Origin of the sequence: Microlunatus antarcticus (assembly GCF_014193425.1) — a bacterium.
Lineage (GTDB): Bacteria > Actinomycetota > Actinomycetes > Propionibacteriales > Propionibacteriaceae > Microlunatus > Microlunatus antarcticus.
This window is the reverse complement of the sequence record NZ_JACHZG010000001.1, coordinates 2,656,467-2,669,987: the sequence shown is the minus strand read 5'-3', so window position 1 is coordinate 2,669,987 and position 13,521 is coordinate 2,656,467. Positions and strand designations below refer to the sequence as shown.

The 13,521-nt window shown below is 75.5% G+C and carries 14 protein-coding genes; 3 read left to right on the top strand and 11 right to left on the bottom strand.

The window, feature by feature from the left end:
- The first annotated feature begins 37 nt into the window (after positions 1 to 37).
- The gene (locus FHX39_RS12485; protein ID WP_198423380.1) at positions 38 to 1,042 is read left to right on the top strand and encodes an ArsR/SmtB family transcription factor; all 1,005 of its coding nucleotides are present in this window, start codon (positions 38 to 40) and stop codon (positions 1,040 to 1,042) included.
- On the opposite strand, the gene FHX39_RS12480 is transcribed toward FHX39_RS12485, so the two are convergent.
- Together FHX39_RS12480 and FHX39_RS12475 are read right to left on the bottom strand one after the other, a co-directional pair.
- Positions 1,026 to 1,394, bottom strand: a complete 369-nt coding sequence (locus FHX39_RS12480) for a hypothetical protein (protein ID WP_198423379.1) — start codon at positions 1,392 to 1,394, stop codon at positions 1,026 to 1,028. The genes FHX39_RS12485 and FHX39_RS12480 overlap by 17 nt on opposite strands.
- Entirely contained in the window at positions 1,391 to 2,437 is a 1,047-nt protein-coding gene (locus FHX39_RS12475) for a medium chain dehydrogenase/reductase family protein (RefSeq protein ID WP_332836804.1), read from the bottom strand. The genes FHX39_RS12480 and FHX39_RS12475 overlap by 4 nt, the downstream gene beginning before the upstream one ends.
- A gap of 103 nt (positions 2,438 to 2,540) precedes the next feature.
- On the opposite strand from FHX39_RS12475, the gene FHX39_RS12470 reads away from it, so the two are divergent.
- Positions 2,541 to 3,194 carry a TetR/AcrR family transcriptional regulator gene (locus FHX39_RS12470; protein ID WP_183338880.1) on the top strand — a complete coding sequence of 218 codons (654 nt, stop codon included), beginning with the start codon at positions 2,541 to 2,543 and terminating at the stop codon, positions 3,192 to 3,194.
- A gap of 48 nt (positions 3,195 to 3,242) precedes the next feature.
- On the opposite strand, the gene FHX39_RS12465 is transcribed toward FHX39_RS12470, so the two are convergent.
- From FHX39_RS12465 to FHX39_RS12435, 7 genes are all read right to left on the bottom strand, one after another.
- Positions 3,243 to 4,277, bottom strand: coding sequence for an SDR family NAD(P)-dependent oxidoreductase (locus FHX39_RS12465; RefSeq protein ID WP_183338878.1), 1,035 nt, complete (start codon positions 4,275 to 4,277; stop codon positions 3,243 to 3,245).
- A gap of 52 nt (positions 4,278 to 4,329) precedes the next feature.
- The gene (locus FHX39_RS12460; protein WP_183338876.1) at positions 4,330 to 5,190 is read right to left on the bottom strand and encodes a glycosyltransferase family 2 protein; all 861 of its coding nucleotides are present in this window, start codon (positions 5,188 to 5,190) and stop codon (positions 4,330 to 4,332) included.
- A gap of 2 nt (positions 5,191 to 5,192) precedes the next feature.
- Entirely contained in the window at positions 5,193 to 6,563 is a 1,371-nt protein-coding gene (locus FHX39_RS12455; RefSeq protein WP_183338874.1) for an MFS transporter, read from the bottom strand.
- Positions 6,538 to 7,848: a glycosyltransferase gene (locus tag FHX39_RS12450; RefSeq protein WP_183338872.1), complete on the bottom strand. Its 1,311-nt coding sequence runs from the start codon at positions 7,846 to 7,848 to the stop codon at positions 6,538 to 6,540. Before FHX39_RS12450 ends, FHX39_RS12455 begins: the two co-directional genes overlap by 26 nt.
- Positions 7,849 to 7,932: 84 nt before the next feature.
- Complete coding sequence (locus FHX39_RS12445; RefSeq protein ID WP_183338870.1) at positions 7,933 to 8,436, bottom strand: DinB family protein; 504 nt, start codon at positions 8,434 to 8,436, stop codon at positions 7,933 to 7,935.
- Positions 8,437 to 8,465: 29 nt separating this feature from the next.
- Positions 8,466 to 9,245 (bottom strand): TIM barrel protein, encoded by a 780-nt coding sequence (locus FHX39_RS12440; protein ID WP_183338868.1) that lies wholly within the window; start codon positions 9,243 to 9,245, stop codon positions 8,466 to 8,468.
- Positions 9,242 to 10,270 (bottom strand): Gfo/Idh/MocA family oxidoreductase, encoded by a 1,029-nt coding sequence (locus tag FHX39_RS12435; protein ID WP_183338866.1) that lies wholly within the window; start codon positions 10,268 to 10,270, stop codon positions 9,242 to 9,244. Before FHX39_RS12435 ends, FHX39_RS12440 begins: the two co-directional genes overlap by 4 nt.
- An 83-nt stretch (positions 10,271 to 10,353) precedes the next feature.
- Here FHX39_RS12435 and FHX39_RS12430 point away from each other — a divergent pair, with 83 nt between their 5' ends.
- Complete coding sequence (locus FHX39_RS12430) at positions 10,354 to 11,355, top strand: LacI family DNA-binding transcriptional regulator (protein WP_332836803.1); 1,002 nt, start codon at positions 10,354 to 10,356, stop codon at positions 11,353 to 11,355.
- A gap of 182 nt (positions 11,356 to 11,537) precedes the next feature.
- Here the strand turns inward: FHX39_RS12430 and FHX39_RS12425 are convergent, their stop codons facing one another.
- Together FHX39_RS12425 and FHX39_RS12420 are read right to left on the bottom strand one after the other, a co-directional pair.
- A complete protein-coding gene (locus FHX39_RS12425) occupies positions 11,538 to 12,302 on the bottom strand; it encodes a maleylpyruvate isomerase family mycothiol-dependent enzyme (protein ID WP_183338864.1) in 765 nt (254 codons plus the stop codon).
- 43 nt (positions 12,303 to 12,345) lie between these two features.
- Positions 12,346 to 13,518, bottom strand: a complete 1,173-nt coding sequence (locus FHX39_RS12420; RefSeq protein ID WP_183338862.1) for an epoxide hydrolase family protein — start codon at positions 13,516 to 13,518, stop codon at positions 12,346 to 12,348.
- Between the last annotated feature and the right edge of the window lie 3 nt (positions 13,519 to 13,521).

Below are 13,521 nucleotides of genomic sequence, written 5' to 3'. Positions count from 1 at the left end.
CCTGCGCCGCCGGCGCGGCCGAGGCTACTGTTTCGTCGTGGCACGAAAGGTCTTGCGGCTGGGGGTGGGTCCGGACGACCTGGCCCGCACCCGTTTCGCCGTCTCGCCGCTGTGGGAGCTCGTGCACGCGATGCGGGCCGTCGCCGGTCGGGGACGCGGCCGCGGTCCGGCCGAGCCCTGGGTGGTGCGCGCCCGGGACCGCTTCGCCATGCTGCGCCGGGAGACCGACGTCGAGGCGGTGCTCGCCCTGCAGCCACCGGGCTGGGGCGCCGACTTCGTGGTCCCGCCGCCGCGCGGGGTCGCGTCGACCATCCACGAGCTGCTGGACGACGTCCGGGCCACCCCGCTCGACCAGGCCCGTGAGGAGATCAGCCGAGCCCTGCGCGGGGGGCCCGAGCCCTCGGCCCGGCTCCGGTCGGTGCTGGGACGTGACGACGTCACCACCTACCTCGCCGATGTCCTGGCCGTGGCCTGGGAGCGGCTCCTGGCGCCGGACTGGCCGCAGTTGCAGGCCATCCTCGAGCGCGACGTCGTCCACCGGGCCGGCCGCCTCTCCCGGGGCGGGTGGGCCGCTGCGCTGCGTGACATCCACCCGGACGTCCGCTACGCCGACGGCCACGTCGAGCTGCGGGCCCACGAGGACGAGGACGACGTCGACCTCGGCGGGCGCGGTCTGCTGCTGATGCCCTCGGTCTTCGTCTGGCCACGGGTCGCGTACGGGCTCGAGCCGCTCTGGCCGCCGGTGCTCATCTACCCCGCCCGGGGGGTGGCCGCCCTGTGGAGCCGCGCGCCGTCCGGCGCTCCCGGCGGGCTCGCGCGCCTGCTCGGACCGACCCGGGCCGCGGTGCTGGCGGCGCTCGACGAACCCGCCACCACCACCCAGCTCGTCGCGACGCTGCACCTGAGCGTGGGCGGCGTGGGTGACCACCTCGCGGCCCTGCGGGACGCCGGCGTCGTGAGCCGGGCGCGGACGGGACGTTCCGTGCTCTACACCCGGACGCCCGTCGGCGACGCGCTGGTCGCGGCTAGCGACCCCGGTTGACCGACCAGCGGGCGATCGCCCAGCGGACGACGTACGCCAGCCCGGCCGCGACGATCAGCGCGGCGTGCACGGGGTGCAGGTCCTTGGTCAGGCTCGGGGCCCGGTCGGGGCCGACGGCCCACGCCACGAGCCCGCTGGTGTAGACGGCGGCGAACCCAGCGGCCCACCACCGCAACGGCCGCAGCGGGTGGTGCCGCGAGGTGATGACGACGGTGGTGACGACCGGGACGACGGCCAGCAGCGCGAAGCCGCCCAGGACGAGGGCCGCGGCCGCTCCGGCGGAGACGGCGGCTGACCACGGGACCGGACGGGCGGTCAGGTCGGCGGGCGCGGCGACCAGCCGGTGCGTCATCGGACGTCACCGAGGATGACGACCTTGCCGGCGACGGTGCGCGACTCGGCGAGCTCGAGCGCGGCCGTGATGTCGGCCAGCGGGAAACGGGCGGCGATCTGGGGGACGAGGACGCCGTCGGCGACCAGCTGCAGGACGTGGGTGAGGTCCTCGCGTAGGCGGGCTCGGAAGGCGGCGGCGTGGAAGCGCTTGCCGGCCCAGAAGTTGTAGAAGCCGGCGCGGCGGCCGTTGGGCAGGAGGTTCCACAGCGTCAGCCGGACGAACAGCTTCAGGACCGGCAGCTGGGAGCGGCCGGCGTCGTCCTTGGTGGCGGCGCTGCCGTAGGAGACGAGCGTCCCGCCGCGGCGCAGGATCGACCACGACTGCGCGAGCGCGGGTCCGCCGACGTGGTCGAACACGGCGTCGACGCCGTCCGGCGCCAGGGCCCGGATGCGGTCATAGAGCTGGGGGTCCCGGTAGTCCACCGGGATGGCGCCGAGCGCCCGGACGGCGTCGTGGTGGCGGGGCGCCGCGGTGCCGATGACGGTGAGCCCGGCGTGGCGCGCCAGCTGGACGAGGGTGGACCCGACCCCGCCGTTGGCGCCCAGCACGACGACTGTCGACCCCGCGGCCAGCGAGGTGCTGCGGTGCAGCATCTGCCAGGCGGTGATGCCGTTGACGAGCACGCTCTCCGCGTCGGCGGCGTCGACCTCGTCCGGGACGGCGACCAGGTCGACGGCGTCGACCAGGAGGTCGCTGGCCCACCCGCCCGTCTTCGTCACCGCGGCGTAGCGGCCGCCGACGACGACGGAGCCGGTCCCGGGCCCGACGGCGGTGACCGTGCCCACGACGTCGTAGCCGGGGACGAAGGGGAAGGCGGGCTGGTCGTAGTACTTGCCGCGCCGCATCTGCTGCTCGGCGAAGCTGACGCCGGTGGCCTCCATGCGGAGGACGACCTGGCCGGCGCCGGGAGCGGGGAGCTCGCGGGTCCGGACCTGGAGGCCGGTGGGCTCGACGAGGCCGGGCAGGACGACCTCGGTGGCGAGAAGGGCGGTGGCGTTCACGGTGCTCCGATCGGAAGGTGTGCTTACGGCTGTAAACATACGGGCTTGACCGATCGATCCGCAAGGGCTAACGACCTTAAGTTTCGCGGTGTAACCTGACGGTATGAGCAACGCGACCACCACGACCCCGGTCCCGGACGTCCCGCGTACGCGCAATCGGCGTGGGGAGGGCGGGCGGCTCCGGGACGACATCGTGGCGGCTGCGGCCGGGCTGCTCGACGAGGCCGGGGACGAGCACGCGGTGACGCTCCGCTCGGTCGCCCGTCGCGTGGGGGTCGCGGCGCCGTCGATCTACCGGCACTTCCCCGACCAGCCGTCGATCATGCTCGCGGTCGTCCGGGGGACGTTCGCGGAGCTGGAGGCAGCCCTGGAGGCGGCCTTGGCGGGTGCCGGCACCGACCCGAGGAACCGGCTGCGGGCGCTCAGCGACGCCTACCTGGACTACGCGAGCGAGCACCCGGGCCGCTACCGCACGATGTTCGGCGGGGTCTGGATGCCCGACCTGAGCCAGAGCGCCCTGACCGAGAACGACCTGGTGTCGCTCGGCGGACCGACCCTGGGGATGCTGACCGACACGCTCGAGGCGTGCGTCGCGGAGGGCGTCGCGACCAGTACCGACCCCGCCGCCGACGCGGTCGCGCTGTGGCTGGGGCTCCACGGGCTCGCCCACCAGCGGGCGAGCACGGTGTCCTTCCCGTGGCCGGGCGACATCGTCACCCGGCTCGTCTCGGGGCTCACGCACCTCGACCCGGCCTGAGCCGGGGACCACGGGCGGGCTGTCGCAGCGCGTCCGTGGTCGACGGGCTCAGCGCAGGACGGTCGGCTCCGGGGTGACCTCGCCCGTGTCGCGGAACGACTGGTTCAGACGTCCGGCCGCGCGGCGGCCCAGCGTGGTGAGCCTGTCCACCTGGGCCCGGGCCTTGGGGCTCAGGCGGTCCTGGGCCTGGTGGCCGGGGATCTTCTCGTGCACCGTCGACGACGTCGGGGCGTCGGGGAGGAGCCGCGTCACGACGCCCAGCATGAAGGCGGTCGCGTTGGGGGCGAGGGCGTCGACCCGCTGCGCCACCTTGGCCAGCGGTGTGGGCTGCACGACGGCCCGGCCGGCCAGGACGGCACCGACGATCTGCGCGGCGGCCCGGTCGGCGTCCATGGACAGCAGCGGGATGTTGTCGGCCGAGGAGAACCAGGCGAACTCCGCGCCCTGGTCGCCGACGAACTGCGCGTTGAGGTGCGAGCCCGTCCGCATCAGGCCGGGCTCGACCGTGGTCACGGTGACCCCGGTCCCGGCGAGCTCGGACCGCAGCCCGCGGGCGAAGCCGGTCGCGCCGAACTTCGCCGTGCTGTACGGCAGCAGGTGCGGCGCGGGGATCAGGCCACCGACCGAGGTGACGACGCCGATCCGGCCGTGGCCACGCTTCACCATCAGCGGCGAGATCGCCAGCGCGGTGTTGATCGGGCCCCACAGCATGATGTCGATCGCTTCGCGGAAGTCCTCGCGGCTGAGCGACGCCAGGGGGCCGACCTGGATGACACCGGCGACGTGCAGGAGCACCTCGATGGGACCGGTCTCCTCGACCAGCTCGACGAGCGCCTCGATGCCGGCCTGGTCGCGGACGTCGCACGCCTCGACCTCGACGGTGGCCCCCTCCGTCCGGAGCTGGTCGGCCGCACGTTCGAGGTCCTCGGCGTTGCGGGACGTCAGGAAGAGGCGGTAGCCGCGCCGGGCGAGCACCCGGGCGGCGGCCAGGCCGAGACCGCGGGAGCCGCCGACCACGAGGGCGAGCGGGGCGACGGCCGTACGGTCGACGCTCGGCGGGACGGTGTCGTGAGTCGTCTGCATCCTCCGAGTCTGCGGTCCCGGCCCAACCGGTCGCGGGGCGCAGTCGGCGCGGTCAACGCGGGGGACGTGGACGCCGGACCCGGCGCAGCACGGCGACCGTGACCGTCGCGAGCGCGACCACCCGCCAGCCGCGGCGCCAGCGGCGGGCCGTGGCGGCCTGGTCCGTCCGGATCGCGGGGGCCGGTCCCATCGGCGGGCGGGGGAGCAGGCGGCCGAGCGCGTAGTTGAGGCCGTAGTGGTAGCCGAACGAGACGACCACCGTGTGCACGAGCCCGAAGTCCATCCGGCGCGAGGACGTGCCGACCACGTTCCGCGGGTCCCAGGCGACCGGGCCCCAGGCCTGGAGCCGCCGGCGCAGGTCGACCTCGTCGCCGCCCTGGGTGAGGCGGACGTCGTAGCCGGGGAAGCCCTCGCGGCGGAACGCGACGTTCGTCGCGGTCAGGTAGAGCAGACGGCCGGTCCGCGCGTGCAGCCGGTCTACGAGGACGAAGAAGGCGGGCGGGAAGACGGCGGCCCACCACGGCGGGTCGGCGTAGCGGCAGGGTCCGGCCACGGCGACCACGGCGGGGTCGGCCGAGAGCCGGGCGTCCAGACGGCGCAGCCAGTCGGGCGGCGGGACCGTGTCGGCGTCGGTGGAGGCGATGATCTCGCCGCGGGCGGCGTCGACGCCGGTCTGGCGGGCCTGGCACACCCCGCGTCGCGGCTCCGGGACCACACGGGCGCCGTGGGCGCGGGCGACCGCTGCCGTCGCGTCCGTGCTGGCGTTGTCGACGACGAGGACCTCGTACGACGCCTCGACGTCCTGCGCGGCCAGCGCCTCCAGAGTCGCGGCGAGCAGGTCGGCCTCGTTGTGCGCGGGCACCACGACGCTGAAGCGCGGCCGGTCGGTGCCGTCCGCGGTCGGGTCGGCCACGGTCACGCTTGTGCTCGCGACCAGGGCCGCAGCCGCGAGAACGCGGCCGCCGCGAGCAGCGCGACCGGGACCAGGGCCCAGAAGGCGGGGCCGAAGGCGGCCGCGTACGCGGTGCTCACCTCGGCCTGGGCGGCGGGCGTAGCGGCCGCGAGACGTTCCGGGCTCCAGGTGCCGAGGGGCACCCCGCTCACCGTGCCGGCGCTTATCAGCCGGTGGGTCACCCAGGCGCCGACCAGCCCGGTGCCGACGACGACGCCGATCTCGCGCAGCAGGTTGTTGGTCCCGGTGGCCGTGCCGACCTCCGCCTCGACCACGCCGGCCTGGACGACCACGACGACGACCTCCCAGACGCAGCCGATGCCGGCGCCGAGCAGCACCAGCGCGGGGACGACGCCGACGAGCGACCCCCCGGCGCCGCTGGCCAGCAGGGCGAGACCGCCGGCGACCGCGAGGGCGCCGACGACCAGGAGGGCGCGGACGGGACCGTTGCGGCGGACGACCTGCGCGGCGACGACGGTGAGGATGCCCAGCCCGCCGAACAGGGCCAGCATCAGCACGCCCGCCCATGCCGGGCTCAGCCCGAGCACCAGCTGCAGGTAGGTGGGGAGGTAGACGAGCATCCCGAACGACGACGCGCCCAGCAGCAGCCCGCCCGCGGTGGCGTAGCGGACCTGCCGCCGGCGCAGGACCGCGAGCGGGGAGCGGGGGCGCGCCTGCCGTTCGGGCCGACCGGGCGGCATCAGCGCCACGGCGGCGACCAGGGCGCCGAGCGCGAGCGGCAGGTTGAGCCAGAACGCCCAGCGCCAGCCCGGGCCCGACGCCAGCCAGCCGCCCAGCGGCGGACCGGCGATGACGGCGGTTGCGAACACGGCACCGACCCCGCTCATGACGGCCGCCCGCTGCCGCAGCGGCACGAGCACGGCGACCTCGGCCTGGACGAGGACGAGCAGGCCGCCGGCGCCGCAGCCCTGGACGAGGCGGGCCAGGACGAGGGTGACGGGGCCGGCGGCGAGCGCGCCGAGCACCGAGCCCACGAGGAACAGGGCCACCGCGACGACGAACAGCCGGCGCCGCCCGTACCGGTCGCTCAACCACCCGTACGCGGGCAGCACCGCGGTGCTGGCGACGAGGTAGCCGGTGGTCACGAGGGCGAGCAGGCGCAGGTCGCCGAGGTCGGCGGCGATGGTCGGCAGGGCGGTGGCGACGACGGTCTCGGCCAGCTCCGAGGCGAGCAGCGCCGCGCTCATCCCGACGAGCAGCGCCGCCGACCGGCGGGTCAGCCCGAAGCGGGCCAGCCCCTTCTCGCGCGGCGCGGCGGCGTCGGTGGCGTCGGCGGCGTCGGCGGCCTCAGGTGGTGCGGTCGGCCGGGACACGGGCACTCTCGAGGACCGCAGCGGCGACGACGTCGACGGGGTCGGGCATGGCGGCGAACTCGGCCCGGAGTCGTTCCGCGGCCGCGCGGTAGCGGGGCTGGTGCAGCGCGGCGCGCACGGCCCGGCGGAGCCGGCGGGCCGACGGCCGTCCGGTCCGCAGGTCGATCCCCGCCCCCGACCAGGCCGCGCGGGCGGCGACCTCGGGCTTCTCCTCGCTGGACCCGGCCACGACGACGGGCACGCCGTGGGCCAGGGCCTGCTGCACCCCGCCCCAGCCGCCGTTGGTCACGACGACCGCGGTGCGCGGGAGCAGGTCGGCGTACGGGACGAGCTCGGTCAGCTGGGCGTTGGCGGGCAGCGGGCCGTCGAGGCGCTCGAGGACCTCCTCGACCGGTCGGCCGCCGGTGGTCGCGACCACCCGGACGGGCTCGGCGGCCAGGGCCTCGAGCGTGGGGACGAGCAGCGCCGTCGGGTCCGCGTTGGCGAACGTCCCCTGGGTCACGTGCACCAGCGGCGCGTTCCCGGGCGGCGGGGACCAGGGGCCCCGGGCCAGTTCGGGACGCTCGGGCGGCAGCGGGCCGGTGAAGACGATCGAGGACGGCAGGTCGCGCCGCGGGTACTCCAGCCCCGGGATCGACAGGTGGAACGTGCGGTCGAAGAGCCCGGCCACGTCGAAGTAGCCGACCGGAGACGGCGCCGAGCCCGCCGCGACGAGCTGGGCGTCGAGGTCGGCCTGGAGCGGCTTGAACGGTCCGTGGCGCAGCAGGAAGTCGATCTGCCGGTTGCGGGAGCGGGACACGGCCGTCCGACCGGGCGCCAGGGCCGAGCCGAAGGGGGCGCAGTCCGGGCTGGTCAGCGCGAGCGGGGTGACCGAGACGCCGAGGACGGGCGGGCGCGGGCCGTTCCCGGTGAGCAGCGGCAGCACCCCGAGGAAGGCCGTGTCGGCCACGACCGCGTCGTACGGCGTCGCCGCGAGGGCACGCGTCAGCGCGTCGTGCTGCGGGCCGAGCGGGCGGACGAACATGCCGGTGATGTCGTAGCGGCCGGCGGCGATGCGTGTCCGGTGCTCCCGCCGGGGCAGCCACGCCTCGAGGTCGGCGTCGTCGTAGTCGACCTCGCGCGGCAGCGGCAGGAAGTCCAGGCCGGCGCCGGCGACGGACGCCGCGTACTTGCTCCCGGTCAGGAGCGTGACCGCGTGGCCGCGTCGCCGCAGGCCGCGTCCCAGCGCGAGCATCGGGGACACGTGCCCGAAGATCGGGCTGCTGAGCAGCAGGACCTTCGTCATCAGCTGTCGTGCACCTCCTGGCCTGGGACCACGAACTTACCCAGCCCGGGCGCGAGCACCCGCCGCCACGCGGTGACGCCCGCCTCAGTCGCCGGTGGTGCCGTCGTGGAGCTCGCGCAGGAGGTCGAGGTGCCCGTTGTGACGGGCGTTCTCCTCGACCAGGTGCAGCAGCACCCAGCGCAGGGTCGGGTGCTCGCCGGAGCCGAGCGGCGTGGCCGAGCGGTCGTCGAGGTCGAGGTCCTCGATGAGCTCGGCCGTACGCGAGGCCTGGGCCGCGTAGCCCTCGAGGACCTCGGCCAGCGGCAGGGTCGCGCCGTCCAGGAACTCCTGGTCGGGGGACTCCTCGGTCCACGGCCCGAGGTCCGGCCCGTCGACGAACCGGGTCTCGACCCACGAGTGCTCGACCCAGCGCAGGTGGTTGACCACGCCGCCGATGCTCATCAGCGGCGAGCCGGGCAGCGGGGTGGCCGAGGCTCCCGCCGCGTCCAGCCCCGCGCACTTCTCCGCCGCGGTGTCGCGCGTGTACTGCAGCATCGCGAGCAGCGTGGCCCGCTCGTCCCAGGTCTCCGGCAGGTCGGTTCGAGGCATGCCGGGAGTCTCGCAGGGGCCTCCGACACTCAGAGGGTGAACGCCTCCCGGAACCGGCGGAGCGCGAGCTCGCTGTCGCCGGAGGCGAAGGCCTCGAGCCCGATCACCCCGGTGTAGCCCATCTCCGCCAGCGCCCGGGCGACGGCCGGGTAGCTGATCTCGCCGGTGCCGGGCTCGCAGCGTCCGGGGACGTCGGCGACCTGGATCTCCCCGATCGCGGAGCCGGCCCGGCGGCACAGCTCGACGAGGTTCCCCTCGCCGATCTGGGCGTGGTAGAGGTCGAGCATCATCTTCAGGTGCGGGCTGTCCACGGCCTCGACGAGGGCGAGGGTGTCCGCGGCCTTGGCGAACGGGACGCCGGGGTGGTCGACCGCGGTGTTGAGGTTCTCCAGGCAGAAGACGACGTCGTGCTCCTCGCCCAGGGCGGCGACCCGGCGCAGCGTGTCGACGGCGGCGACCCACATCGGACCGGTCACCTCGGTGACCGGCGTGACGGGTAGGCCGCCCTCGCCGAGGCCGGTGCCGTGCAGGTTGAGCCGCGGGATCCCGAGCCGCTTCGCGACCGGGACCGACTCGGCCGCGGTGGCGAGCAGCGCGTCGGCGCCCTCCGGGTCGGTGAGCGTCCCGCGGACGTAGCCGGTCATCGACGAGAACGACGCACCGGTCGCCACGAGCGCGTCGACGTCCTTGGTCGTCCAGTCCCAGATCTCGACGCCGAAGCCGAGGGCGTCGATGCGGCGGACCCGCTCGACGAGCGGCAGGTCGGTGAAGACCATCTCCGCGCAGACGGTGAGCGTGAAGGGGCTCATGCGCCGAGCCCCGCCTCGGTCACGGCGACGGGGGCGTGGGCCTTGACCGAGTCGACGCAGGCCAGCGCGACGGCGAGCGCGCGCCGGGCGTCACGGCCGGTGACCACGGGCGGCCGACCCTCGCGCACGGAGGCCACGAGCTCGACGAACTCACCCGTGTACGCGTCGATCATCAGCTCGACGTCGCCGCGCGCGGTGTCGTACGCGGCGCCCTGCGCGGTGAAGGTGCGCAGGCTGGACCGGGCCCCGTCGCCGACCGTGACCATCCCGGCCGACCCGAAGACCTCGGCCCGGACGTCGTAGCCGTACGCGGCGGAGAAGCTCGCCTCGGCGACCGCGCGGGCGCCGTTGTCGAAGGTGATCACGACGACCGCGGTGTCCAGCAGGCCCTGCTCCTTGAAGTCGGGGGCGACGAGCGCGTCGGCCGTCGCGTACACCTCGACGGGGCTGGCGCCCGGGTTGAGCCAGAGCAGCGCGTCGAAGTCGTGGATCAGCGTCTGGGTGAAGACGGTCCACGGCGGCACGGCGGCCGGGTTCGCCAGCCCGGGGTCGCGGGTCAGCGACCGCATCAGCTGCACCTGGCCGAGGTCGCCGCGCTCGACCGCGGCGTGCGCGGCAGCGAAGCCGGCGTCGAAGCGGCGGTTGAAGCCGACCTGCAGGGTCACGCCGGCGGCGTCGACCGCGGCCAGCGCCCGGTCCATCTCCGCCAGGGTCATCGAGGCGGGCTTCTCGCAGAAGACCGGCTTGCCCGCCCCCGCGACGGCGACGATCAGGTCGGCGTGGGCGGTCGAGGACGCGGTGATGACGACGGCGTCGACCCCCGGGTCGTCGATCAGGGCCTGGGGGTCGTCGTACGCGGTGGCGCCGTAGCCCTCGGCGAGCTCGGCGGCGGCTCCCGGCCGGGCGTCGGCGACGGCGGCGAGGACCGCGCCGGGCACGCGCTCGGCGATCACGCGGGCGTGCGAGGTGCCGATGCGGCCGGCCCCGATCAGGCCGAGACGGACGGGGGCGAGCGGGTGCGGCATGGATCTCCTTCAGAGGACTAGAGCGCGCTAGTTCTACCGCGCGGCGGGAGCGTCCGTCAACCGACCGGCCCTAGGGTGAGCCCGTGCCCGGCCGCCCGACGATGACGGACGTCGCCGAGCGCGCGGGCGTGTCCCGGGCGCTCGTGTCGATCGTCTTCCGCGGCGTGCCCGGGGCGAGCGAGCAGACCCGCGACCGGGTCCGGGCGGCCGCCGCCGACCTCGGCTACTCGCCCGACCGCCGGGCCCGGCTGCTCAGCAGCCGCCGCACGCGGGTGCTCGGCGTGGTCTTCGGGCTCGGGCACGCGTTCCACGCCGACCTGCTCGCCGGCCTCTACCGCGCGGCGGGTTCGCACGACCAGGAGCTGGCCCTCAGCGGCACCACGGGCGACCGCGACGAGGGCCAGGCGGTGGCCGACCTCCTCGCCCTGCGGTGCGACGCCGTGCTGCTGCTCGGCAGCGGGCTGTCGGAGGACGCGCTCGCCGGACTCGCCGCCTCGGTGCCCACCGTCTCCGTCGCGCGCGCCACGAGCGCCCCGGGGGTCGACGTCGTGCGGACCGACGACGTGGCCGGCGCCGCCCTGGCCGCGCGGCACCTGCTCGAGCTCGGGCACACCCGGCTGGTGCACGTCGACGGCGGGTCGGCCGCCGGGGCGGACGAGCGGCGGCGCGGGTTCCGTACGGCGGTGGGGTCGGCCGGCCTCGGACCGGCGGACCTCGAGCCCGGCGGGCTGACCGAGGAGGCGGGCGCCGCGGCCGCCGGGCGGCTGCTCGCGCGGGCCGACCGCCCCACCGGGGTGGCGGTGTTCAACGACCAGTCGGCCGCGGGCCTGATGGACGTGCTGCAGCAGGCCGGGCTGCGCTGGCCCGCGGACCTGAGCGTGGTCGGCTACGACGACAGCCCGCTGGCCCGTACGCGCTGGGCCCACCTGACGACGGTGCGCCAGGACGTCGACGCGCTGGCCCGTCTCGCGGTGCGCCGAGCGGTTGACCGGGTCGAGGACCCCGAGGCGCCGGCCCACGAGGACCTCGTCGCCCCCAGCCTTGTCGAACGTTCCAGCACCGGACCGCCGCACGCCGCCCGCTGAATCCGGCGAAAGGCCAGCGCGAGCACGCTCCCTGAGCCCGTCGAAGGGCCCCGGAGGGGTTGGCATCAGGCGAGAAGCCAACCTCTTCGAGGCCCTTCGACAAGCTCAGGGAGCGTGAGCTGGCTGGCTCAGGGAGGGTTGCTGGGCTCAGGGGGTGTCTGGCTCATGAGCTCTCGACGGGCTCAGAAGCCGGGGAACGCCGTCCGCAGGGCGGGGAGGCGCGGGTCGTCGAGGCCGGCCGGGGTGTGGGCCGGGTCGAGGCGGCCGTAGACCAGGCGGACCAGGGCCTCGGCGGGCAGGGTGAGCGGGTCCGGGCCCGCGTCGTCGGTCGGCACCAGGCTCGCCGGGCTCCCGGCGGTGAGCAGGAACGTGCGCGCCGGGCTCGTGGTGACGACGACGACCGGCTCGAGGCCGTCGACCTCGTGCCCGCCCCGGGCGACGGTCGCGGGCAGCTGGTCGACGAGGAGGTCGACCGCGTCGGCCCAGACCTCGGCGGTGTCGTCGAGGGCGACCTCGATGTCCCAGGTGTGCACCGCCAGCTCGCCGAGCCGCGTGGCCAGGAGCCCGGCCAGGTCCTGCTCGCTGCCGAAGGCGGTCAGCGAGAACCGCTCGCGCTGCTCGTCCGGGGTCTGCTCGACCCGCGTCACGAAGGCCTCGTCCGTGGCCACGCTCTGCGCGACCTGCTCGGTCGGCGGCAGCGCGTTCCAGCGGTCCCAGATCCCGCCGAAGACGTCGCCGCCCGGCGCCGGTCCGCCGACCAGGCCGGCGTCGAGGAAGAGGTCGAAGATCTCGGCCTGGCTGCCCAGGTGCGAGGCGGTGTCGGCGATCGACCAGTCGGTCGCGTACGAACGACCTCGGACGGCGTCTTCGGAGAGCGGGCGGAGGACGGCGGCGAAGTGGTCGTGCGTCGAGCGCACGGCCTCGATCCAGGCGCTGGTGGTGACCATCGTGGGTTCTCCTGAGCGAAGGGCCTTCAGGGTAGGCCGCGGGTCAGGCCCGACTCGCCGCGGTCCGGTAGGGCCGGAAGAACGTCCGCAGCTCCTCGGCGTAGAGCTCGGGCTGCTCGAACGCCGCGAAGTGGCCGCCGCGCGCCGGCTCGGTGAGGCGGACGAGGTTCGTGGTCCGCTCGAGCCAGGCCCGCGGCGGTCGCAGGATGTCGCCGGGGAAGAGCGAGAAGCCGGACGGCACCTCGACCCGCCGGGCCAGCTGGGCGGGCGGGATCGCGGCGTTGGCGGCGTACATCCGCGTCGACGAGCCGATCGTCCCGGTGAGCCAGTAGATCGTCAGGTTGGTCAAGATCTCGTCGGCGGTGAAGACGGAGGACAGGTCGCCGTCGTCGTCGCTCCACGACCGGAGCTTCTCCACGATCCACGCCGCCAGCCCGGCCGGGGAGTCGTTGAGCCCGGCGGCGAGGGTCTGCGGCTTGGTCCGGTGCACGGCGGCGTACGCCCCCTCGGCCGCGCCCCACGCGGCGACGTCGTCGAACCAGGCGTCCTCCTCGGGGCTGAGCCCGTCCGGGAACGCGGCCCGGCTGGGCAGGCCGCCGTCGGTGCGGTGCACGGCGACGACCCGGTCGGGGTGGTCCAGCGCCAGGTAGCGGCTGACGTGGCTGCCGATGTCGCCACCCGCCGCGCCGAAGTGCTCGTAGCCGAGCGTGGTCATCAGCTCCGCCCAGAGCCCGGCCACGTCGACGGAGCTGAGCGGGTGCCGTGGCCGCTCGCTCCAGCCGAAGCCGGGCAGGTCGGGCACGACGACGTCGAACGCGTCGGCCGGGTCGGCCCCGTGCGCGCCGGGGTCGGTCAGGAGCGGGATCACCTTGAGGTAGCGCCAGACGGAGTCGGGCCAGCCGTGGGTGAGCACGAGGGGCAGGACGGGTCCGGCCGCCTCGACCGCCCGGGCGTGGACGACGTGGACCCGCAGGCCGCCGACGTCGACCAGGTGGCGGGGGAGCCGGTTGAGCGCCTCCTCCTGCGCCGGCCAGTCGAAGCCGTCGGCCCAGTACGCCACCAGCTCGCGCAGGAAGGTCAGGTCGGTGCCGAGCGACCAGCCCGCGTCGGCCGGCTCGTCGGGCCAGCGCGTCGCGCGCAGCCGTCGGCGGAGGTCCTCCAGGAAGGCCGGGGAGGTGCTGGACCGGAACGGTGTCGGCGCGGCGTCGGAGGGCACGGG

Bases quoted from the DNA above. Each gene is read 5' to 3' on its own strand.
- FHX39_RS12480 (WP_198423379.1), bottom strand. From the start codon at position 1,394: ATGACGCACCGGCTGGTCGCCGCGCCCGCCGACCTGACCGCCCGTCCG.
- FHX39_RS12470 (WP_183338880.1), top strand. From the start codon at position 2,541: ATGAGCAACGCGACCACCACGACCCCGGTCCCGGACGTCCCGCGTACG.
- FHX39_RS12465 (WP_183338878.1), bottom strand. From the start codon at position 4,277: ATGCAGACGACTCACGACACCGTCCCGCCGAGCGTCGACCGTACGGCC.
- FHX39_RS12450 (WP_183338872.1), bottom strand. From the start codon at position 7,848: ATGACGAAGGTCCTGCTGCTCAGCAGCCCGATCTTCGGGCACGTGTCC.
- FHX39_RS12445 (WP_183338870.1), bottom strand. From the start codon at position 8,436: ATGCCTCGAACCGACCTGCCGGAGACCTGGGACGAGCGGGCCACGCTG.
- FHX39_RS12440 (WP_183338868.1), bottom strand. From the start codon at position 9,245: ATGAGCCCCTTCACGCTCACCGTCTGCGCGGAGATGGTCTTCACCGAC.
- FHX39_RS12435 (WP_183338866.1), bottom strand. From the start codon at position 10,270: ATGCCGCACCCGCTCGCCCCCGTCCGTCTCGGCCTGATCGGGGCCGGC.
- FHX39_RS12425 (WP_183338864.1), bottom strand. From the start codon at position 12,302: ATGGTCACCACCAGCGCCTGGATCGAGGCCGTGCGCTCGACGCACGAC.